The sequence below is a fragment of the Planomonospora sp. ID82291 genome (assembly GCF_015711645.1).
Taxonomy (GTDB): Bacteria; Actinomycetota; Actinomycetes; order Streptosporangiales; family Streptosporangiaceae; genus Planomonospora.
The window spans coordinates 53,536-72,480 of record NZ_JABTEX010000008.1 but is presented as its reverse complement, the minus strand read 5'-3'; the positions used below and the strand labels follow the sequence as shown (position 1 = coordinate 72,480).

The following is an 18,945-nucleotide window of genomic DNA, read 5'->3' as shown; positions in this document are numbered from 1 at the left end:
CTCCCGCTCCTGGTTGCCCACCGGGAGCGGCTCCATCCGGACCTGACCTCTGGTGACTAACGATGTCCGGCGGGTACTCTGAACGGCATGGACGCCGAGCAGGGGATCACCGAGCAGGAACGCATGCCCTACTCCGATGAGCAGCGCGAGAGAACCCTCGCCCAGCTCCGGGAGCTCATGGGCGGCGAGCCGCCCGCCGACATGCTCGCGCTCGCCCGTCAGCGCGACGAGGAGTTCGCCCGGCGTCGTTCCCACGCCGCGTGATCGGTCGCGTTCTGGACAGCAGCTCCCTGGTTCATTGGGCGCGCCGTTCATCCCCCTACGTTTCCGCGGTCATCTTCTCCCGGGCTGAGCACGAGGGCTACATCGTTCCCGTCGTCACCACCGCGCCCGCGGTCACTGCGGCGCTCGCGCAGATCCCCGATGCGGCCGTTGCCGTCCTCGACGCCCTCGTACGCATGGAGATCTGCGTCGTCGACGACCTCACACCAGGCAGCGCGCCCGGCGTGGCGGAGGTCCTGCGCGCCGCCGGCCCCTACGCTGCCGAGCAGCTCACCGCCGCCAGCGTCGTTCACGCCGCCCGGCGCCGGGACATCCCCGTGGTGACCTCGAACCCGCATCCGCTCGTCACACTGGCCGACCGGATGGGGATCGAGTTGGAGATCGACCTGATCCCCTGACCGCTCACTCTGCCTGGGCGGCGCCGTACAGGGCGGCCAGGTGGGCGTGGACGGCCGGACGCCAGTCGAGTCCCAGGACGTAGCCGAGCAGCGCGGCGGCGACCATCGGCGAGACGATGTCGGCGATCTGCAGGAACTGTTTGCTGCGGGAACCCTGCCACGGGTAGAAGCGGGGGAAGCCGTTGAGCAGGCCCGCCTCGGCCGCCTCCAGGCGCCGCCCGTCGGCCTCGCGCGTCCAGCCGCGCGCCTTCTCCGTCAGGCACCACGACGGCGTCCGGTCGGCGGAGAACAGGTTGCCGCCGGAGGTGCGCCGGTTGCCGCGGGTGCGCATCTGGTGGCCGGGCTCCCAGCCGAGCGCCGCGGCCATGCTGAGGGCGGGGAACTCGCCGGGTTCGGGCAGCAGGTCGCGCTGGCGCAGGAAGCGGGTGCGGTGGGCGACGAGGAAGACGCGACGGCGACTGGAGGGGGAGCCGTAGTCGGCGGCGTCCAGCTCGATGACCTCCTGGTAGGCCCAGCCCATGTCCACGAGCGGGCCGCCGTCGTAGAGCTCCTCGGCGAAGGCCTCCCACAGGGGGCGGGTGGCCGGGGTGAGTTCGGCGATCAGCCACTCCAGGTTCGGCAGCTCGGCCGCCCATCGGATGGGTTCGATGGCCAGCGCGGTGCGCGGGTCGCTGACCTGCTCGCGCAGGGTCTGCCAGACGCAGCCGCACCGGTAGGAGTGCAGGCACATGGCGGCCTCGAACAGCAGCTCCAGGTCGGTGGCGGCGGTGCGCTTGCCGGAGGCGCTCCAGGAGGGGCACGGCGGGGTCAGCAGCGCGCCGGTCGTGTGCGTGAACTTCGGCGGGTGCAGGGTGCGCACGTCGGCCTGCACGCGGTGGAAACCGGCGGCGCGGCCGGTGGCGACCGCGTCGCGGTCGAGGTCGTATCCGGCGATCAGCTCCTCGACGCCGAGCAGGGCGGCGCCGACGTCGAAGCCGCCGGGGCCGGCGAATGGCGCCACGATCGGCCGGGTGCGGTCCGGTTCGGAGGTGGTGTCGAACAGGCCCGCTTGCTGGGCGTCGTCCAGGGTGGGGACGCGCATGGGGTGGCGGCGGCAGTCCCAGTGGTGGCCGGTGCCTTCGGGGTAGGCGCATTGATCGCAGTGCGGGTGCTGGCGCTCGCGCAGCACCATGATGATCTCTGTCTGGTGCAGGTCGGCGTCTTCGATCGCGCGCTCGAGGTCCAGATGGCCGGTGCCGGGGGCACGCCACAGGAGTTCGTGGGCGGCGTGTTCGGCCCGGGCATGGTCGGCGAATAGGGCTAGCAGGTCGGGAACGGACAGGTTGCGGTAGGGAGAGGAGGACAGGGCGGCAAGAGCGCTGGAGGCGTGCACGAGAGGGCTCCATGACAAACAGAGCGTTCGCCGCAGGCGGCGTACGCGGATGGGGGAGGGCGGCGGCGTTCCCCGGGGTGCGGCGTTGTCGGCCCGCTACGGATGCGATGCGCTGGCGGGCGACGACCGGCGGGGCGGAGCCGGTGCGCTGGGCGCCGCGGCAGAGGGCGGCGCGAAAGGGCACGGGGGAGCGTGCGATGCGGAAGGCAGGCGTCAGTCTGCGGGTGGTGCATGCCCTCCCGGCTGGTCGCAGCCGGGAGGGCTGGAGGTGGTCAGGGGTTTACGTGGGGCGGGTCAGTACTCTTCGTCGCGGTTGTACCGTGACAGTTCGTATCGCAGCTGCCATACGGCGCGGGCGGCGTCGGGTTCCAGGACGCGCACACCGTTGGTGATCTCGCCGGGGCGGATTCTGTGGCGGGCGATCTTGCCCCAGTGGATGGCGCCGCTGCTCAGTACCGGGGCGCCGTACAGGATCGAGCCGTCGGCGCCATCGAGGGTGCCGGGGTCGTCCCAGCACCAGGCGGCGAGCCGGTGCTGGGGCAGTAGCGCCAGTTTGTCGCCCTGCCACGGGGCGTCTGGCGGGGGGAGGAGGTGGCGGGCGCGGGGGCGCTTCGTGAGGTCGGCGATGTAGGGCGGGAAGAGCACTTCCTGGATGACGTCGGGGTGGTTGAGCATCGCGAACGCCCATGCCGCTTCGGGGTCGAAGCACTCGGGGGAGTAGTAGTCCTTTACCTTCTCGAAGGTGACCAGGTGGTTGGTCGCGGGGGCCTTCAGCAGGTGGCGGCCGGGGCCTTCCAGGGCGACGGTGTAGCTGGTGGGTGTCTGGTGCAGGCGGGCGTGCCGGTCGCCCAGCCAGTAGACGGCGTCGAAGCGGGGGGAGACGACGACCATGCGGCCGTACGCTGGCCACTCTTCGACTTCAAGGGCTCGCATGTACATCAGGTGGTTGTGCTCCAGGGTGGGGGCTGGCGGGTGGGACAGAGCCGACGGGTGCATCTGATCAGCCGCACCCATCGGCCCCGCTTACTCATCACTAAAAGTACAAGATAGTTAATAGAGGAGTCCATTCGTGGGTGAAGGGCTCCTGCCGGGCGCTGCGATAGGGTCATGATCGTCTCGCTCCTTTGCCTGTACGCGCAGAGGGGAAAGCGAGGCTGTGCCTGTCGCGAGGCGGCACTCCAGGCGGCCGGGCCCGGGTAAAGTCGGCCGCCCAGGACATGGGGCCGGGGGCGCCCCCGCGGGGGCGCGCCCGGCCTTCCCGGTTTCGCGCATCGTGCGGCCTTGATCAGGTGACCGGCGCGTTCAAGACGATGACCTTGGCCACGCGCAGGCGCATGCGTTCGCTGGCCGCGCCGGCGGCCTGCTGCCAGAAAGCCAGGTCCTGGCCGGCCTGGTCGGCGTCGGCGCGCAGCCGCGGCGTCATCGCTGAGCCGATGCCGTCCCCGGCCGTGGCGGCGGCGTCGACCACCACGTACCCGGCCACGGTCTCCCGACTGGCGGGCTCGCCCACCGGCCACCGTTTTCCGCACCGCTCGCACAGCAGCGCAACCGGATCATGAGGCTGCAGGGTGTTTGCGGTCACCGTCGTGAGGTCGTGCCCGGTTCGGCACTCGCGGCGCACGAGCTCGGCGCGCGCCTCCTCCAGTGTCCACAGCCGCTCAGTCACCGGCCACCGCCGACGGGTGGGCGGTGAGCGCCGGGTCGGCCGCTGCGGCGGCCTTGCGCTCGGCCACCATCAGGAGGGCGCGGTCGCGGGGGAAGCCGGGCGGCAGCACCTGCCAAAAACCGGGCCTGCGGTCGGCGGCTACCAGCTCGCCTGCTTCATGGTCGGCGGCCACGACGCGCGTACGGGGCGCGGCGGCGTCCGGCTCGATGGCCTCCTGCAGCAGCCAGCCGGGCAGGGGCGCGATGCGGTAGCCGTCGTCGCGGGAGTCGTCCATGTACAGCAGCCACCAGTCGGCCGACGCTGGGTGAAAGGCCGTCGTACGCCACAGGGGGTGTTCAGGTGCGGGCAAGGACTCTCCTCGGAGTTCGCGGGCGAGCGGGGCGGAAGGGGCGGGTCGGGATGCCCGCATTGTGGGCCTGGAGCGCGCAGCCGAGCGACCCGCGGGAGCCGGCGTGCAGGAAAGCGACGCATTCGTCGGCGCCGAGCTTGACCATGTGCCGGTTACGGATGGGGCCGGCGGCCCGCCCGTGGGTATCCCAGTCGGCCGGGTGCGGCTCTTCGGGGACGCCGCGTTCCTGGCACCACAGGTGCGCCAGCCAGTCGGCGGAGCGTTCGGGCCGCTGCCCGCGCTTGCCGGGCGACGGGTAGCAGGCGCCGTGCACCACGACCATGTCGGGGTGGACGGCCAGGATGGCGTCGAGCACCCGCCACAGGAGCTGCTTGTCGGTCCACCAGCGTGAACCGGTCAGCAGCACCCGCCAGCAGCCGATCATTCGGCCACCGTCAGGCGGCCGCGATATGTCGCCGGGTGGCGGCGGGCCGCATCGGCGCGCTCACCGCCCGGGCCCGTTGGGGGAGCGTCCACCGGCTGGCCGCCCTGCCCGCCGGCATAACCGACCTCGAGGAGCGCCACCGGCGCGAAGGCGGGGCCGAGCCGGCGGGGCGGCAGCGGCACCTCGTCGTAGGCGACCGGTATGGCGCACAGCACCGGCTCCCAGGTCTCCAGCCACTGCTTCCACGCTTTTCGCTGCTTGGCGTAGCGGGCCACCCACCAGCAGCACACCAGGAGGGCGGCGCGGTCCATCTCGTGCCGGCCGTACAGGTCCTCGAGGCGTTCACCGGCCAGGTAGCCGCTGATGACGGCCGCGACCGGCACGTTGGCGGCGGTGATCGTCGGTTTGCCGGAGTTGACCGCCGGGTCGACGACGATACGCGGCCGCGTCACCTGCTCGGGCGCGGCCACCTGGCCGTCGCCGGGCAGGTCCGGCTGTTGCGGGCCGATGGCCAGACCGGCCAGGTGGTCGATGGAGATCCCCAGCACCGGCGCCAGCCGTACCAGCGTCGGCAGCGTCGGATAGGCGCGGCCTTCCTCCAGCCGCCACAGCCGGGCCGTATCCATGCCCGCCCGCGCCGCGGCCTCCTGCTCCGTGAGGCCTGCGGCCTGGCGGGCTCGGCGCAGCCGCGCCCCGACCTGGAACGTCGTCAACGGCATCACAGGTGCACCTCCTGGGCGACGCGGCCAGCGGTGATCGGTACGGACATGGTCTTGACCGGTCGCCTCGCGCCCGCCGTGGCCGGGCCGGTCGGGTGCGTTCGCGTGGTGGTCATGCGCTGCCCTCCGGCTGCGGGGCGTCGCCGGCGGCGGTGCCCGTCGCGGCCACCTCGTCGTCGAGGGTGCCGGCCAGGCGCCGCTGCCGGGCTTCGATCACGCGGGCGCCGTGCGTGTGACGCAGCAGCAGTTCCACGCCGTCGCGGCTGACGCACAGCGCACCCTCGTCGGCGCCGCACAGCGCTAGCGGGCACATGATCTTCATCGCGTCCTGCAGCTCTCGGTCCCGTGCGGTGAGCGGCCGGTGTCCCACGGCCTGCCGAGCCGCCTGCAGCGCCTGCGCCTTGGCGGGCCGCTCCGGGGCTGGCGGCGTCAGGTGGAACACCTCCTGCGGCTCCGGTTCCGGCTTCGGGCGAAAGGCCAGCACCTCGGCCACCGGAGGAAACGTCGGCGCCTGCGTGACCACGCGCTGCCCGGCCCCGTTCGCGCCGCGGAGCGGCACCACTGGTGCGGGACCCGCCTCGCCGCCAGGTGCGGTACGGCGCGGCCCGCGGCCGGAGCAGGCCGTACACCTGGTGCCGCTGTCGAGGTCCAGGCCGTCCTCGCAGCGGGCGTTCGCGCAGTGGCGGCGCTCGACGAGCGTCAACGCCACCGCGAGCGGGTTGGAGATCCGGCTGTGCGGGTTCATCCGCTGCCAGCCCTCCCACCGGCGCCCGACGCGCTCGACCATCTCCGCCATCGTCCGGCCGTGCACGCCGATCTCGCGGGCGATCGCGCTCAGCACCTTGCCCTTGGCGTCGGCGCCGATGCGCCGGCGCAGTGCCTGCGGCAGGGCGGCGAACACCGTCAACGTCGGCGGCGGCGGCGGCACGGCGGGGGCCGCCGCGGCCGCCAGCTGCCCGCTGGCCGTCATGCCCGTCGTCGATGCCTGGTTGTCCTTCCCGGCCGGAACGGCCGCGGCGCGCGCCTTACGGCGCGTCAGATCGCCTACGGCGGGAAGGGGGTTTTCTTTCTCTTGATCTTCCTTTCCCTTAGGTTCCTTTCTCTTTTGGTGCGCACTTTTCTGCGCGGGGCCCGTGCAATCCGTTGCGCCACCCCCCGTGCAGTTTTCTGCGCCCCCTGCCTCGGGCACCTCCGTGTCGGACCCCCGTGCAATTTTTTGCGCCGGGGGTCCGACCTGCGGGTCCACCGCGGCACTGGAGGCGCGGCGAACCTGCCGCTGCTCGGGAGGAAGCGAGTGGAAGTGCAGCCGGTACAGGTTGCGGTCCTGGCCGCCGTCGTCGTTGTAGCGGGCGTGGATGGTCAGGTAACCCTCCGCCTGGAGCCGCTCGAAGGCGGCGTCGATGGTGCGCACGCTCTTCTTGTCGAGCTCCTGAGCCAAGACCTTGCGGCCCGGGAAGATGCCGTGGCCACCACGCCCATGCCACAACAGCACCCCGTACAGCCGTACGTCGAGGTCGTTGATGCGGATGTTGAACAGCATGGTGTCCGGGATCATCCGGAAGCCGTCGGGACCGTCCACCTCGATGCGGCCGCCGTCGGAGTAGGTGCTCACCACTCACCCCGCTCACCGGGGGTCGCGCTGAGGTGGGAGCGGGAACGAAACGCGCCGTTCGGGCTGCGGCCGGTCTCGACCGCGTAGTAGCCGCAATCCTTCAGTTCGGCCAGGGCCTTGCGGACGGCCTGCTGGCCTTCGGTTCCGCAGTCGGCGAGCTCGGCCAGTAGCGGCAGCCGCGCCCGCGGGTCGGGCAGCAGCGCCAGCAGGAAGACGAGCACGCCGCGGGCGCGGAAGGACACGGCGGTGTCGCATGCGGCCTCCCTGGCGACCGCGATGGTGCCGTCGTCACCGGGCAGGGCTACGCCCGGACGGGCGTGCACCTCGGCGAGCGCCACGGCGATCTCGGCCCGCCGCTCGGTGCCGTGGTCGACCAGGTCGTCGGCCGTCCAGGCGCGATCGGGACGGGCCAGCAGGAACGCGAGCACGCCGCGGGCGCGGAAGGACATCGTTGCGTCACGCACCTCCGCAAGCGGCAGCGCGACCACGCCAGGGCGCGCGGTACTGTTCAGACTTCGGGCAGCGTTCGATACGCTCACCGCAGCCTCCTCATGATCTCTAGCGGGAGATGAGTCGAGGCACAGCCGGGCAGAGGTGTTCCCGCACCTTCCCGGCCGCGACGGCGGTCCCTGATGGGACCGCCGTTGTCGCTTCTATGTTCGAGATCGAAATCTAGCGTGGGATGCCCTGTCCCAGCGAGCGTTCTTTCCCGGCGCGGGGGCACGCCGGGGCGGTCGTGCCCGAGATGGCGGGTGGCACCGCCGCCGGTCTGGTGGCCGGCGGGCAGGATCACTGCGCGCCCCTGGCGGCCGCCGCGGTCATCTGCCGGAAGCCGCACGCCGAATCCAAGCTGTTCAGGGCCTGCGGCCAGGCCGGGTGCGCCGCGGTGCGCGGATCGTCACCGGGACTCCACCAGACGACGAACAGCCCGTCGTCGGCCGCCGAGGTGATCGTCGCGGGGGTCACCTCGGCGCGGGCCAGCTCGACGGCCCGGTCCAGCAGCGGAAGGTCCTGGCGCTGGTGGCGGTAGCCGAACCGGTCGCCGCCGCGCAGCGTGCGGATGATCGCGGCGGCGAGCAGCACCTCGAGCGGCAGGTGCAGCACGGCCCGGATCCCGGCGGCGGGGACGTCGTGGGTGGTGGTCATGGTCGGGCTCCGCAGGGGTCGTGGGTCGCAAGGTGAATCGTTCGGGATGCGCCGCCGCGGCGGCGCTGGCTGCGTGCGCGCGCCGACAGTTCGGCGAAGGTGATGTTGGCGCGGTGGGCCGCCTGGCGGCCGCTCGTGCCGTTGTCGTCGAGCCAGACGGCCAGGACGCCGCCGCCCGAGCGCACATGCATCGGCGTGGCGATGTCGCGGCGCACGAAACCGGCCGCGCGCTGAAGGGCGCGCCGCTCGCCGGCGGTGGTGTACGTCGTGACGTAGACGCCGCGCCGGCGCAGGCGGCCGGCGATGGTGGCGGCCAGAGCGTCGAGGCTGTCGGCCGCCGCGGGAAGATGCTCGGGCGGCCGCCGGGGGGCGTGGGCGCTCATCGGCGGCTCCAGACGACGACGTCGGCGGCCGGGTACGGCTGGCGGTGGCCGGGGACCTCGGGGTCAGGGGCCGATAGGAAGGCGACCCACTGCTCGAGTTCCTCCTCCGAATGCGGGGCGAGGTCGTGCGTCCCGGCTGTCGCGGGGGAGTGGGCGCCGCGGCGGCGGGTGGGGGAGGGGAACGCGAAACTCAACGCAGGAGATCCTTCTGTTCGGCGGGGACCGGGTTGGAGGATGAGAGCACAGATGCGAGTTAACGTCCAATCGCCAAGATCTTTTAGAGATTGCGCAGGTAGAAGCGCCTGTTATGTGATCGTCTTGAACTGTGGTTAACTGTGTCCATGAACGGAAAGCCGTGCCCGTTTATCAATTTGTTGCCGAACCGATTCGGGTCCGCTTCCGGCTGCCCAGGGAGCGAATCGCTCAGGTAAAGCAATGACCCGAGTCACACGAGCCGTCCCCCGGATCGTCGCCGAACGGCAGCGTCTCCACCCCCTCGGGCACGACGTCACGCAGCGGCTTGCCGAACCGGGTGAAGAACACGTGATCCTTGCCGAGCTCCTCGCGCCGCTCGTTCAGCAGGTCCTCGATGCGGGCCGCCCGCTCGAACAGCTCCGGCTCCTCCCGGCGCATGTCCAGCCAGGTGCCCGGCCGGTGCATGGGACAGAAGAAACACGCCGAACGCGGAGGCCTCGGCAGGCCGGCGTCAGCGATGATGCGCAGGCAATCGGTGCGGCGCAGCTTCAGATCCAGCAGCGGGTAGACGATCCGCTCGTACGGCTCCACCCGGCGGGCGTTGGCCCGGTGGATCTCATCCAGGCTGATGCCGATGCCGACGGTCGCCGGGTCGTCCGCGCTCGCCCCGTGCTCCTTCAGCCACTTGCCGATCACCCTGATCTTGAAATCGGCCGTACACGACCTCGTCCCCGGCGCCCCCGTGTCCCCCATCCGCACCGGGATCGGCAGCGACCTCGACCCAGGCTTCGTCAGCCGGCCGTACAACGTCTCGGTGCTGCCGTCGCGCCGCCGCCGAAACACCGTGCGCAAGTCGATGCCGTGCGCCTTGGCGAACGGCTGGGCCACCTCCCGCACGTACCGCAGCGTCTCCGGATGCTCGGAATCGTCACCGACGTTGGAAAACAGGAAGTGGTCGAACCCGCCGTCGGGCAGCTTGCCTTGCGCCTGAAGGACCAGAACGGCGTTCGACTGGACGCCGCCACCGTACGAGAACGTGCGAAGACCCACGAGCGTGGCTCCTAAAAATCGAGGGGAAACAGGGCGTCCTGGCTGGTCACGTCACGCACCCAGCCGAGAAGAACGGGAAGGTTCCGGTCAGGGCCGAAGGTCAGGAAGGTGCCGTCGGCTGAGGCGCAGCCGATCGCCGTCGCGTATCGCAGCCGCATCAGGGAGTTCACCCGGCCCATGTGGACCGGCACACCGCGCCGCACGGCCTCGGCAGTGATCGCCCGCGCGGCCGCGCCGAGCTTCCAGGCGGTGGTCCCGCCCAGGAACAGCGCATCGAAGGCCGGCCACGGGATCGCCAGCTCCTCCAGGCCGTCCTGGGCGACCAGCGCGGCCCGATACCCGGCGGCGCGGATGGCCGGCAGCAGCGGCGCCGAACGCGCCAGCGTCTGCGCCGCATCCCCGACCACGTCCGGCGCGGTGGCGAACAGGCACTCGCGCGCCCACCGGTGCCGCGAGGCCAGCCACGCCAGGTAGGCGCCGTCGCCCGGGTACCCGGCGCCGAAGCAGCCGTTGTCGGCCGCCCACACCGCGCCGTCGACGTGATGGTTGCCTTGTGCCGGGGTGGCGATGAGCCCGATCCGCCGCTGGCGCATCGCCGCCCGGGCCGCCTCCGTGGACGGGTTCGCCAGGTACCACACGGCAGCGCCGCACCCGCCCGACGCTCATACGTCGCCGTCGATCACCCGGGCCGCGCGCCGCCACCTCGCGACGATCGACACCACCAGCGGCGGCACCACCGTCAGCCACGCCTTGCCGGCCAGCTGGCCCGCCAGCGCCGACTCCACATCGAACCCGGCCAGCTGCAAGAACAGCACCGAGTCGATGACGGCGCCGACCAGACCGGAGACGGTGACGGCCAGCGCCCAGCCGCGCCGGCGCAGCGGCGTGTACACCGCCATGTCGGCCAGCTCCGACACCGTGAACGCCACCACCGAAGCCAGCGCCAGCGCCCACGACGCACACAGGCCCGACAGCAGCGCGCCGGCGGCCACCGCGGCCAGCGCCCCGCCCCGGCCGAGCAGATCGTGAATGACATCGCGCAGCAGCAGCACCAGGCCCGCCAGGTAGGTGCCGGCGGTCGCGGCCAGGCCGAAGCCCACCGCCACCATGCCGAAGTTGGCGGTCGCGACGTTGGCGCCCAGGATCGTCAGAACGTAGGCGATGAACGCGGCCACCCCCTCCCAGCCGACGTGGAGGTTGTGGTACGGCGCGGCAGGACCCGTGGGCGGAAGCGGATGCGAAACGTGCACGAAGTGCCCCTTCTCGGCGAGGTGGGAGAAGCGGGCGAAGCGAATCGAAGCGGCGAGTTAAGGTCCAACCGGGCGCAACGGCCCGCACGACCCCGCCCTCGGACACGAAAAGGGAGGGGCGGAACCGTACGGCTCCGCCCCTCCCTTTTCGTGTCCGCCGCCTCCCGGGCGAAGAACACCCGCCCGCGCGCAGGGATCACCCGCCCGCGCGCACCTCCTCCCGCGGCTGCGCCGCAGGCCACGTCACCGGGTCGGAGACCACCAGCTCCGCGTCCGCGCCGAACGACTCAAACAACGCCACCCGCCGCTCGGCCGCCCGCTTGGACAGGAAGTGACGCTCCTTCGGCCAGCGGAAACGCCCATCCTCGTCAACGCGGTCATAGTCCGAGCCGAAGTTGCCCGCCGTCTCCTTGACCTCGGCGTTGCACCGCTGGGCTTGCCCATCCCACACGCATCCAGAGAAGTCGATCCACAACGTGTGCCGGTCATGCCAGCCCGGCGGCCGCCAGCCCGGCCGGTCACTGCCCTCGGGGTAGGTCACGGCCACGCCGTAGATGCGCATCCTGCGGCCGCTCACCGCTCACCGTCCTCGCTGTCGTCATCGTCACCCGCCGGCACGGCGGGCATGGCCACCACGCGGCCGAACAGAGCCGCCAGCGCCCCGCGCTGATGCGCCTCCGCCAGCACCTGCTCGGCATCGGCAGCCGGGGTGAACGTCGGCGTGGACGCCGCGACACTCACCTGCACCCCCGGCACCTCGATCAGGGCACCCGTACGCGGATGGACCAGCTTCAAGTCGGCCCGCGCCGCCCCCGACGTCTCCGCGACCTTCTTCAACGCGTTGAAGAACCCCGGCCGCACCCGCTGCACCGTCTCCACCTCGGTGGCGAACCCCTCCGCCAGCGCCCACGCGGCGAACCGGTCCGGGTCGATGATCGTGATCGACAGCCGCGGTGAAGGGATCGACACATCACCGAACTTCCGTCCCCCGGCATAGGCGCCCATCCGGTCACCCACCCCCATGACCGGCCGCCCGTCCGGACGGGTCGCCACCAGCGCCGCCTTGGTCATCTGGTCGCGGCGGGTGACAGGACCCTGCTTGCTGGTGAGCCAGCGGACGAAACCGAACTCGTCGACCGCCTGGGCCGGATCGGTCACAGCGCCCTGACCGGTCCCGCGCTCCGGTCCCGCGCCACCGGTCACCGCACACCCCCGCCCAAACGGATCACGTTCACCGGATAGCGCTGCTCACCCAGCAGCACCAGGCGGCCCTCACGCTCGTCCCAGCGGATCTCCCGAGTAACCTCGACCGGTTCGGCATGGCTGGGATGCCACGAACGCGTGACGCGCGCGTAGGTGACCCGCCGCAGCAGCCGCAGCAGGTCCGCGAGCGCAGCCTGCTCGCTGGCGCCGTGGCCGGCGAGCTGATCCGCTCCGCTGTCGGGGTCATCGTCCGGCAGGTCGTCAGGGCGGCTGTGGTCGAACTCGGCGACGTCCACATCGACCAGATGGGCCCGCCACCGCGACGCCGCGCCCTTCCGCAGCGGCACCGTCTCCCAGACGGTCAACGTGGTGAGCTCCTCCAGCACTTGCCCGACGGCGGCCAGCACGGCGGCACGCGCCCGCTGGGTCGTGCCGTCCAAGATGTCCGGTGTGCTTGGCGCGAGTGCTCGGGTCATCGCTGTCGAACCTTTCTGCGGCGGGCGGTCGTGATCGGTGAAGCAGGCACACGCATCGCGCATGCCGGACGGGACTGCTCAACGAGCCGGAGGCCGGGAAACCGAAACGGCCGCCCCCGGCGGGCCCTGCCCTCGGGCGGCCCGCGCCGCCGCGCGCAGTTCACCCGCCGCCGGCGGGTGAACTGCCCGGGTGGCCAGGACGTCAAGAACCGACCTCTTCGGCCTCACGCTGCCGCGCCACCTCGTCCTCGAGGACCTGCAGCTCCCGCATGCGGTCGCCGTAACTCACCTGCAGGCGGCGGCGGTCGGCCACCGACACCTGGCCGAGGCGGATGGCCGCCATGATCTGATCGGGCAGCTGCTTCAACGCGGGCACCGAGGAGGCCACGCCGATGCTGGTGTGCAGGTCGGCGACGACGCGCGGGTCGCTGACCGCCCGCTCCTCAGCCAGTCGCGCCAGCAGCGGGCCGAGTTGCTCCTCACGTCGCTCGTGGGTGACCACCAGCGCGTGGACGGGCTGCGCCTCCCGGTACAGCTCCGCCATCCTCGCCCAGGTGGTGGTCTTGTCCACCGCCTCGGCGAGGATCGCCTCCGGGCTGCGGTCAGGGCGCGGCGCCACCACCTCGGGAACGGCCGCCGCCGCCGGGTCCAGGCCGAGCACATCGAACGCCAGCGCCTCCAGCGACCAGTCCTCCGTCAGCGGAGGCAACGCACTGGGGTGCGGCGCCCGCCAGGAATTGACGGCGACGATCTGCGGCACGGTGCCTCCTGCCAGCCGCAGCCACATCGTGGCGATCGACCCCAGCCCCCAATGGGTGTCCAGGACGTACTCAGGCGGGCCGCCGGTGGGCTGGCCCGACTTGTCCGTGGGGTGGACCCAGTGGCCGCGCCCGGTCATCACCACGATGCCCGGGATGCGGCGCAACGCCGCCACCAGGGAAGTGTGCACGTCGTAGGAGTCGTTGCGGTGGTGGCGGGTCACCTCGATGTCGGCGTCAGGGTCCTCGTGCCGCTTGAGCCTGGCCGCCTTGTTGTGGACGGAGCGGGCACGCGCCCAGTCCGACAGCAGCCGCCACACGCCGACCATGGTGATGATGAGCACCACGGGCGGCTCACCGTCGGCGTTAGCCTGCTCGGCGACCTGCTGGACGCCCTCCAGCGCCGCCATGATCGAGCGCACCGACCCGTCGTGGACGACCACCTCGTAGTCGGCGCCCTCGATGACGGCCGCCTCGTCCTGGCGGCCCTCGCCGACGTCGAGCCAGAACGCCCTGCCGGTCCGAGGACTGGCCGTCAGCCGGGCGCAGGCGTGAATGATCGCACCGCCGTCCTCCATGCCGCCCTCCACGAAGAACACCGGCCATGACGGTCTGCCGCTGGGGAGGCGCGTGGCCAGACCGTGCGGGCGCCAAGGCCCGTCTGTGGTCTCCGGGCTGGGTGCGGTCATCATCGGGGGCTCCGTTCCGAAAAGGGGGCACCGGGGATTGCGCGCCACCGCGAAGCCCCACCACCGGCGTCGGCGGCGGGGCGCGGCAAACCCTAGAAAATCCCCGAGCTTGCAACTGTTTAGGTGCAAGATGGTTAGCAGTGGAACCGTAGCTCGGTGTCGTTCGCGAGGTCAACTGCCGTACCCGCCGCCGCCTCGCCCCCGGCCGCACCGGGGCCGGAAGGGGTTTCAGCGCCTGAATGCGAGTGCAACTCACCATTCGGTAAGCAGGAGTTTCCGACTCATCGGGTCTTACGAATGGCTTCGAACGTCTCTACCCTGGTGATCAGCTACCAACAAGTACCAGTACAAACACCACTACCACCTAACCGCACCGCCGAGAGAACACCCGGCTCTGCTGGCGCCACTTCCCCGCCGACGCCACAAGGAGACCAGCCCTTCATGCATACGCCAGACGACCACGACTGGTTCGAGCTTTCCGCCACCGACGCCGGCCTCGCCGCTGATGACCTCACCGGAGCCCAGGTGGCACGGATCGGCTACTCCGCCGCCCTTGCCAACACGATCGACGAGGGCCTGCTGAACGTCTCCACCACTGGTGACGCCCGCCGCCAGCCGGGAGACTTCACCCGGCAGGCCATGGCGCTCCAGCGCCTGGTCAACCGGACCATCCAGGCGGCGATGGTCGCCGATCTCATGCGCGGCGACGACTGGGAGACCATCGCTGAGGCGCTCGGCAACGGCTGGGACGCCGAAAGCGCCGCCTACGAGTTCGGCGAGTTCGACCTCAAACACCTGGCGAGCGACCCGAAGGCGCTCTGGCGCCGCGTCCGCCCCTCCTGGTCGGCAGCCGACCCGGCAGTCGCAGCGACGGAACTGGACCAGTGGGCCAGCCGGCACGCCGACCCCCGTGAAGCCGTCCGCACCGACCGGCCCGTCACCGCCGGCCTATGAGGCACGACTTGCCCAAAATAATTACCCTGGACTAAATTCTCAGTGAAGCCGGGGGGAGCGGTCCCCCGTTCACCAGAGGAGTCCCCATGAACGCCACCCAGGTCAGAAAGCACCGGCTCGACACCATCGCCCGCGCGATCCACCACCTGGACACCGCGCCCCGCACCGCCGTGCTCATCCAGCTGACCCACACAAGCTTCGCGAACCTACGCCCCCACCTGCGCGGCAACCCCGACGCAATGGCGCAGCTCCTGCGCACCATCACCGCCGACACCGCGCCCCTGTTCAGCGCCTGGAAACTCGCTCAGAAGATCCTTCTGTCCGCCGGCCTACCCCACAACTGAAACCGGCCGACCCCCACACGTCATGAGGGCCTCCCCCACAACGTGGGGGAGGCCCTCATGACGTCTCCTGCGGTGTGCGCGGGCCGCTGTCAGATCATCGGGGGGAACAACCTCGAGAGGTTGAACTGCGATCCCCTACCTTCAGAGCCCGCGCACTGCCCATGCCAGTCCAGGAAGGACCCGCGACTCAAGTTCGCGATGGATGTGCACGCCCAGTATAGGTACCGTTCACGCCGCAGCGGAATTGCTACCCTCCCCGCCGGCGGGCTTGAGCGGCCGCACCACGTTGTACAGACCGGAGAACACCGCCGCCAGCGCCGCCTGCGCCGCCAGCGTCCCCAGCACCTTCAGGTCAACCGACCCCGCAGACGCCACCGCCGCGCCTCCGGCCACGACGGCCGCCGACACCAGGTTCTGCCCCAGCGACCGGTCGGCCCGCAGCCGAACCTGCCCCACCTCACCCGCACCAGCCGGCCGGACCAGGTTGTGGACGTAGGCCAGCACCGCCGCCAGCGCGGCACTGCCGCCCGACAGACTCAGCGTCTTGAAATCCGCGCCGTCACCCGCAGCCGCCAGCGCGGGCCCACCGGCGACGACAGCGACGGACACGACGTTCTGCAGCAGCGACCGGCCAGCCCGCAGCCACGCCTCCGGAATCACCGGACTACGGTGAACCATGACGATTCCCCCTTGAAGATCGGATGTCGCGACCGGGGAAGAGTGGCGTGAAACGGCCCTAACGTCGCATCCGCCGTCTGGTGCCCCGTCAGGTACGGCCGAGGTACTGCAACACCCACCCGACGACCGCCACCGCGACACCGATCCCCATGGAGATCCACACCGCCTTGCGCTTGGACCACTCCACCAGCGCCGCGGCGGCGGCCCGCTCCCTCTCCCCGTCGGCGATCCGCAGGTCGTGCTTCTCCAACTCGGCCCGGACCTCCCGGAACTGCTCGGCCGTCGAGGCGGCCAGCTCGGCGTGACGCTGCTCCCCGGTCTCCGTCCTCAACAGCAGCAACGCCAACTGGCCCTTGGTCTCGGTGAAACCGACTTCCAGCAGGCGCCGCACTTCGGCGATCTGCTCCGCCAGGTTGCTACCATCGCTCACGAACGCCCCCAGCGTCGCACCCTTCTCGGACAGCGCCGCATCGTGGCTGGGGGCGGCGCTAAGGTCCAGGGCACTCCGGCCAGGATGCGCCGCAGCACGCTCGCGGTGGCCGCGATATCCGGCATCGCCCGCCGGGCAGCTGACCGCGCCGCAGCGGTCATCGCTGCGCTGGTGCCGACATCAGCCCGCTGTCGTCGAGCACCCGCTGCACGGTCGCCTCCAGGGAGCTGTCTTGGCCGATGATCGTCTCCCACCCGCCCGGCAGCAGGTCGCGCTCCCGGTACCACTCGCGCAGCTCGCTCTCGCCGTAGTCGGCGGCCTGCGGTTTGGTGGCGTGCCGTCGCAGCGTCTCGGCGAACGCGACATCGAAGTAGTAGCCGTAGGTGGCGCCGCGGTGGTCGTCGCGCAGGGACTGCAGCATGTCCCCGTAGCGGTCGGCGTACAAGATCCCCTCAAGCAGGACGTGGTAGCCGTGATCGAGTGAGTACCGGACGATCGTGTCAATCAATCCGATGTTCACCCCGCCCGGCCGATCACGCTCGCGCAGCACCTCCCGCCGGATCACGTCCTGGCCGACCAGGGCCAGACCGCGGCCGTAGGCCTGGCGCACCGCGCGGGCCACGCTGCTCTTTCCCCCGGGTTCCGCAGTTCGTAGACACACAAGCGTGATCGCTGGAGCGTAACGGCTGGTCAGAGCTCCACGAGGACTACTTCCTGGACTTCCGGGCCCGAAAGTGTAGTAACACGACTGGTTCGCATTCTCCTGCGAGAACAGGGCTGCATGTGGTTCGGTGTGGTCATGTACTTGCGGTTCACGCAGCGGACCAACGCCGACGGCACGACCGTCCGCTACGCCGCTCTGGCACACAACCGCCGGGTGAACGGCAAGGTCAAGCCGGACGTGCTGATGAACCTGGGCCGCATCGACCGGCTGGACGTCGACGGACTGCGCCGCCTGGCCGCCTCGATCACCAAGCACTTCGGCCAGGACGCAACCGCCCTCAGCGACGACACCGAGGCCGCTCTGACGGCGGGAGCGGCCCCGATGGAAGTGATCGACTCCCGGCCGATCGGGACATCATGGCTGCTGGACGCGCTATGGAAGCGCCTGGACATCGCCGCGGCGATCACCAAGGCCACCGACGGGCGGCGCTTCACCACGAACATGGAACGCGTACTGTTCGCGCTGGTCGCCAACCGGGCGATCGAGCCGATGAGCAAGCTGTCGGCGGCCGAGTGGGCCAGCGAGGACGCGATCATCTGCGGCCTGACCACGATGGACGAGGACCAGGCGTATCGGGCGATGGACCTGCTGGCCGAGGCCGACACCACCGGCCAGGTCCAGCAAGCGGTGTTCTTCGCCGTCGCGAACCTGCTCAACCTCGAGGTCGACCTGCTGTTCTTCGACACCACCAGCACCTACTTCGAACGCGACGAGGAAGAAGACAACACGCCCGAGCAGCGCGCCTTCCGCCGCTACGGCAAGTCCAAGGACCACCGCGACGACCTGCCGCAGATCGTGATCGGCCTGGCCGTCACCAAGGAGGGCATCCCGGTGCGGGTGTGGTGCTGGCCCGGCAACACCAGCGACCAGCAGGTCCTGGCCGAGGTCAAAGACGACATGCGGGACTGGAAGCTCGGCCGCGTCATCACCGTGGTCGACCGCGGCTTCTCCAGCACCGACAACCTCGCCTACCTGCGCCGGGCGGGCGGGCACTTCATCGCCGGGATGCGCATGCGCGACGGAGGCACCCTGGCCGATCAGGCGCTGTCGCGGCAGGGCCGCTACCAGAACGTCCGCGACAACCTGCGGGTCAAGGAAGTGCGCCTCGACGGTGCCGGCGACGTCCGGTTCATCATCTGCCACAACCCCGACCAGGCCGAACGGGACCGGCACCAGCGCGAGCAGGCCATCGCCCGGATCGAAGCCGAACTGGAGCGGATCGCCGCCCAGCGGGAACGCGACCGGGCCCGGACCCGGAAGGGGAGCCTGTCGGCTGCGGCCGCCCGCGCCGAAGCTGCGCACGTTCGGGCCGAGTGCGCGCTGCGCGACCACCCCACCCTCAAGCGGTGGATCCGCCAGCACAAGAACGGCCGGCTCGTCATCGACCGCGCCAAGGTCAAGGCCGAGGCCAACCTCGACGGCAAGTACCTGCTGGCCACCTCCGACCCCGACATCACCGCCGAAGAGACCGCCCTGGGCTACAAGAGCCTCCTGGAAGCCGAACGCGGGTTTCGCGACCTGAAGTCCGAGCTGCTGCTGCGGCCGGTCTTCCACCGGCTCGAACACCGCATCCGCGCCCACGTGCTGATCTGCTGGCTCGCCCTGCTCCTCACCCGTGTCGCGGAGCGTTCCGTCGGGCAAAGCTGGCGCCATATCCGCCGGGAGACCGCCCGGCTCAAGCAGGTCACCCTTGCCGGGGAGGCCGGGACGATCACTCAGACCACTCCGCTGCGGCCCGGTCACAAGGCCATCTACCAGGCGCTTTCCATCGCTCCGCCGCCCCGGGTGACAGCCTTCGATCCCGCTTGAGCAAGATCCGGGCAGGCCGGGAGAGCGTGGGCAC

The 18,945-nt window shown here is 71.0% G+C and carries 26 protein-coding genes; 5 read left to right on the top strand and 21 right to left on the bottom strand.

The features are described 5' to 3' along the window. The first annotated feature begins 87 nt into the window (after positions 1-87). Together HS045_RS31795 and HS045_RS31790 are read left to right on the top strand one after the other, a co-directional pair. Positions 88-264: a hypothetical protein gene (locus tag HS045_RS31795; protein ID WP_196455317.1), complete on the top strand. Its 177-nt coding sequence runs from the start codon at positions 88-90 to the stop codon at positions 262-264. Continuing rightward, on the top strand, positions 261-680 hold the full coding sequence (locus HS045_RS31790; protein WP_196455316.1) for a hypothetical protein: 420 nt from the start codon (positions 261-263) through the stop codon (positions 678-680). The genes HS045_RS31795 and HS045_RS31790 overlap by 4 nt, the downstream gene beginning before the upstream one ends. Before the next feature lie 4 nt (positions 681-684). On the opposite strand, the gene HS045_RS31785 is transcribed toward HS045_RS31790, so the two are convergent. From HS045_RS31785 to HS045_RS31700, 18 genes are all read right to left on the bottom strand, one after another. Beyond that, positions 685-2,052 (bottom strand): DNA cytosine methyltransferase, encoded by a 1,368-nt coding sequence (locus HS045_RS31785; RefSeq protein ID WP_196455315.1) that lies wholly within the window; start codon positions 2,050-2,052, stop codon positions 685-687. Positions 2,053-2,346: 294 nt separating this feature from the next. Further along, the gene (locus HS045_RS31780) at positions 2,347-3,066 is read right to left on the bottom strand and encodes a hypothetical protein (protein WP_196455314.1); all 720 of its coding nucleotides are present in this window, start codon (positions 3,064-3,066) and stop codon (positions 2,347-2,349) included. A gap of 271 nt (positions 3,067-3,337) precedes the next feature. Further along, positions 3,338-3,718 (bottom strand): hypothetical protein, encoded by a 381-nt coding sequence (locus tag HS045_RS31775; RefSeq protein ID WP_196455313.1) that lies wholly within the window; start codon positions 3,716-3,718, stop codon positions 3,338-3,340. Further along, a complete protein-coding gene (locus tag HS045_RS31770; protein ID WP_196455312.1) occupies positions 3,711-4,067 on the bottom strand; it encodes a hypothetical protein in 357 nt (118 codons plus the stop codon). Before HS045_RS31770 ends, HS045_RS31775 begins: the two co-directional genes overlap by 8 nt. Continuing rightward, positions 4,054-4,491 (bottom strand): DUF2493 domain-containing protein, encoded by a 438-nt coding sequence (locus tag HS045_RS31765; protein ID WP_196455311.1) that lies wholly within the window; start codon positions 4,489-4,491, stop codon positions 4,054-4,056. Before HS045_RS31765 ends, HS045_RS31770 begins: the two co-directional genes overlap by 14 nt. Further along, positions 4,488-5,210: a helix-turn-helix domain-containing protein gene (locus HS045_RS31760; RefSeq protein ID WP_196455310.1), complete on the bottom strand. Its 723-nt coding sequence runs from the start codon at positions 5,208-5,210 to the stop codon at positions 4,488-4,490. Before HS045_RS31760 ends, HS045_RS31765 begins: the two co-directional genes overlap by 4 nt. Before the next feature lie 112 nt (positions 5,211-5,322). After that, positions 5,323-6,822, bottom strand: coding sequence for a hypothetical protein (locus HS045_RS31755; RefSeq protein ID WP_196455309.1), 1,500 nt, complete (start codon positions 6,820-6,822; stop codon positions 5,323-5,325). After that, positions 6,819-7,286: a hypothetical protein gene (locus HS045_RS31750; RefSeq protein ID WP_196455308.1), complete on the bottom strand. Its 468-nt coding sequence runs from the start codon at positions 7,284-7,286 to the stop codon at positions 6,819-6,821. The genes HS045_RS31755 and HS045_RS31750 overlap by 4 nt, the downstream gene beginning before the upstream one ends. Positions 7,287-7,611: 325 nt before the next feature. Continuing rightward, positions 7,612-7,968 carry a hypothetical protein gene (locus tag HS045_RS31745; RefSeq protein WP_196455307.1) on the bottom strand — a complete coding sequence of 119 codons (357 nt, stop codon included), beginning with the start codon at positions 7,966-7,968 and terminating at the stop codon, positions 7,612-7,614. After that, a complete protein-coding gene (locus HS045_RS31740; protein WP_196455306.1) occupies positions 7,965-8,351 on the bottom strand; it encodes a hypothetical protein in 387 nt (128 codons plus the stop codon). Before HS045_RS31740 ends, HS045_RS31745 begins: the two co-directional genes overlap by 4 nt. Further along, a complete protein-coding gene (locus tag HS045_RS31735; protein ID WP_196455305.1) occupies positions 8,348-8,545 on the bottom strand; it encodes a hypothetical protein in 198 nt (65 codons plus the stop codon). Before HS045_RS31735 ends, HS045_RS31740 begins: the two co-directional genes overlap by 4 nt. Positions 8,546-8,774: 229 nt before the next feature. Continuing rightward, positions 8,775-9,596, bottom strand: coding sequence for a phosphoadenosine phosphosulfate reductase (locus HS045_RS31730; RefSeq protein ID WP_196455304.1), 822 nt, complete (start codon positions 9,594-9,596; stop codon positions 8,775-8,777). 11 nt (positions 9,597-9,607) lie between these two features. Then, positions 9,608-10,234, bottom strand: a complete 627-nt coding sequence (locus HS045_RS31725; RefSeq protein WP_196455303.1) for a hypothetical protein — start codon at positions 10,232-10,234, stop codon at positions 9,608-9,610. A gap of 24 nt (positions 10,235-10,258) precedes the next feature. Further along, positions 10,259-10,846 carry a VUT family protein gene (locus tag HS045_RS31720; RefSeq protein ID WP_196455302.1) on the bottom strand — a complete coding sequence of 196 codons (588 nt, stop codon included), beginning with the start codon at positions 10,844-10,846 and terminating at the stop codon, positions 10,259-10,261. A 196-nt stretch (positions 10,847-11,042) separates the two neighbouring features. After that, on the bottom strand, positions 11,043-11,423 hold the full coding sequence (locus HS045_RS31715) for a hypothetical protein (RefSeq protein WP_196455301.1): 381 nt from the start codon (positions 11,421-11,423) through the stop codon (positions 11,043-11,045). Continuing rightward, positions 11,420-12,004: a hypothetical protein gene (locus HS045_RS31710; protein ID WP_196455300.1), complete on the bottom strand. Its 585-nt coding sequence runs from the start codon at positions 12,002-12,004 to the stop codon at positions 11,420-11,422. The genes HS045_RS31715 and HS045_RS31710 overlap by 4 nt, the downstream gene beginning before the upstream one ends. 41 nt (positions 12,005-12,045) lie before the next feature. After that, positions 12,046-12,525, bottom strand: coding sequence for a hypothetical protein (locus HS045_RS31705; protein WP_196455299.1), 480 nt, complete (start codon positions 12,523-12,525; stop codon positions 12,046-12,048). A 202-nt stretch (positions 12,526-12,727) separates the two neighbouring features. Further along, positions 12,728-13,882 carry a hypothetical protein gene (locus HS045_RS31700; RefSeq protein WP_196455298.1) on the bottom strand — a complete coding sequence of 385 codons (1,155 nt, stop codon included), beginning with the start codon at positions 13,880-13,882 and terminating at the stop codon, positions 12,728-12,730. A 531-nt stretch (positions 13,883-14,413) separates the two neighbouring features. On the opposite strand from HS045_RS31700, the gene HS045_RS31695 reads away from it, so the two are divergent. Beyond that, complete coding sequence (locus HS045_RS31695; RefSeq protein WP_196455297.1) at positions 14,414-14,926, top strand: hypothetical protein; 513 nt, start codon at positions 14,414-14,416, stop codon at positions 14,924-14,926. A gap of 86 nt (positions 14,927-15,012) precedes the next feature. Beyond that, positions 15,013-15,270, top strand: a complete 258-nt coding sequence (locus tag HS045_RS31690) for a hypothetical protein (RefSeq protein ID WP_196455296.1) — start codon at positions 15,013-15,015, stop codon at positions 15,268-15,270. Positions 15,271-15,498: 228 nt separating this feature from the next. Here HS045_RS31690 and HS045_RS31685 read toward each other — a convergent pair whose 3' ends face one another. The 3 genes from HS045_RS31685 to HS045_RS31675 all read right to left on the bottom strand — a co-directional run bounded on the left by HS045_RS31685 (position 15,499) and on the right by HS045_RS31675 (position 17,000). After that, entirely contained in the window at positions 15,499-15,948 is a 450-nt protein-coding gene (locus HS045_RS31685) for a hypothetical protein (protein WP_196455295.1), read from the bottom strand. An 88-nt stretch (positions 15,949-16,036) separates the two neighbouring features. Beyond that, positions 16,037-16,378, bottom strand: coding sequence for a hypothetical protein (locus tag HS045_RS31680; protein ID WP_196455294.1), 342 nt, complete (start codon positions 16,376-16,378; stop codon positions 16,037-16,039). A gap of 157 nt (positions 16,379-16,535) precedes the next feature. Further along, positions 16,536-17,000 (bottom strand): kinase, encoded by a 465-nt coding sequence (locus HS045_RS31675; RefSeq protein ID WP_307827818.1) that lies wholly within the window; start codon positions 16,998-17,000, stop codon positions 16,536-16,538. Positions 17,001-17,177: 177 nt separating this feature from the next. Between HS045_RS31675 and HS045_RS31670 the strand changes: the two genes are divergently transcribed. Further along, positions 17,178-18,911 (top strand): IS1634 family transposase, encoded by a 1,734-nt coding sequence (locus HS045_RS31670; protein WP_196455293.1) that lies wholly within the window; start codon positions 17,178-17,180, stop codon positions 18,909-18,911. Positions 18,912-18,945: the final 34 nt, after the last annotated feature.

What these genes read in the sequence shown, in the direction of transcription:
- HS045_RS31795 (WP_196455317.1), top strand. Translation starts at nt 88, where the DNA reads ATGGACGCCGAGCAGGGGATCACCGAGCAGGAACGCATGCCCTACTCC.
- HS045_RS31780 (WP_196455314.1), bottom strand. Translation starts at nt 3,066, where the DNA reads ATGGGTGCGGCTGATCAGATGCACCCGTCGGCTCTGTCCCACCCGCCA.
- HS045_RS31765 (WP_196455311.1), bottom strand. Translation starts at nt 4,491, where the DNA reads ATGATCGGCTGCTGGCGGGTGCTGCTGACCGGTTCACGCTGGTGGACC.
- HS045_RS31760 (WP_196455310.1), bottom strand. Translation starts at nt 5,210, where the DNA reads ATGCCGTTGACGACGTTCCAGGTCGGGGCGCGGCTGCGCCGAGCCCGC.
- HS045_RS31745 (WP_196455307.1), bottom strand. Translation starts at nt 7,968, where the DNA reads ATGACCACCACCCACGACGTCCCCGCCGCCGGGATCCGGGCCGTGCTG.
- HS045_RS31740 (WP_196455306.1), bottom strand. Translation starts at nt 8,351, where the DNA reads ATGAGCGCCCACGCCCCCCGGCGGCCGCCCGAGCATCTTCCCGCGGCG.
- HS045_RS31705 (WP_196455299.1), bottom strand. Translation starts at nt 12,525, where the DNA reads ATGACCCGAGCACTCGCGCCAAGCACACCGGACATCTTGGACGGCACG.
- HS045_RS31695 (WP_196455297.1), top strand. Translation starts at nt 14,414, where the DNA reads ATGCATACGCCAGACGACCACGACTGGTTCGAGCTTTCCGCCACCGAC.
- HS045_RS31690 (WP_196455296.1), top strand. Translation starts at nt 15,013, where the DNA reads ATGAACGCCACCCAGGTCAGAAAGCACCGGCTCGACACCATCGCCCGC.
- HS045_RS31685 (WP_196455295.1), bottom strand. Translation starts at nt 15,948, where the DNA reads ATGGTTCACCGTAGTCCGGTGATTCCGGAGGCGTGGCTGCGGGCTGGC.
- HS045_RS31670 (WP_196455293.1), top strand. Translation starts at nt 17,178, where the DNA reads ATGTACTTGCGGTTCACGCAGCGGACCAACGCCGACGGCACGACCGTC.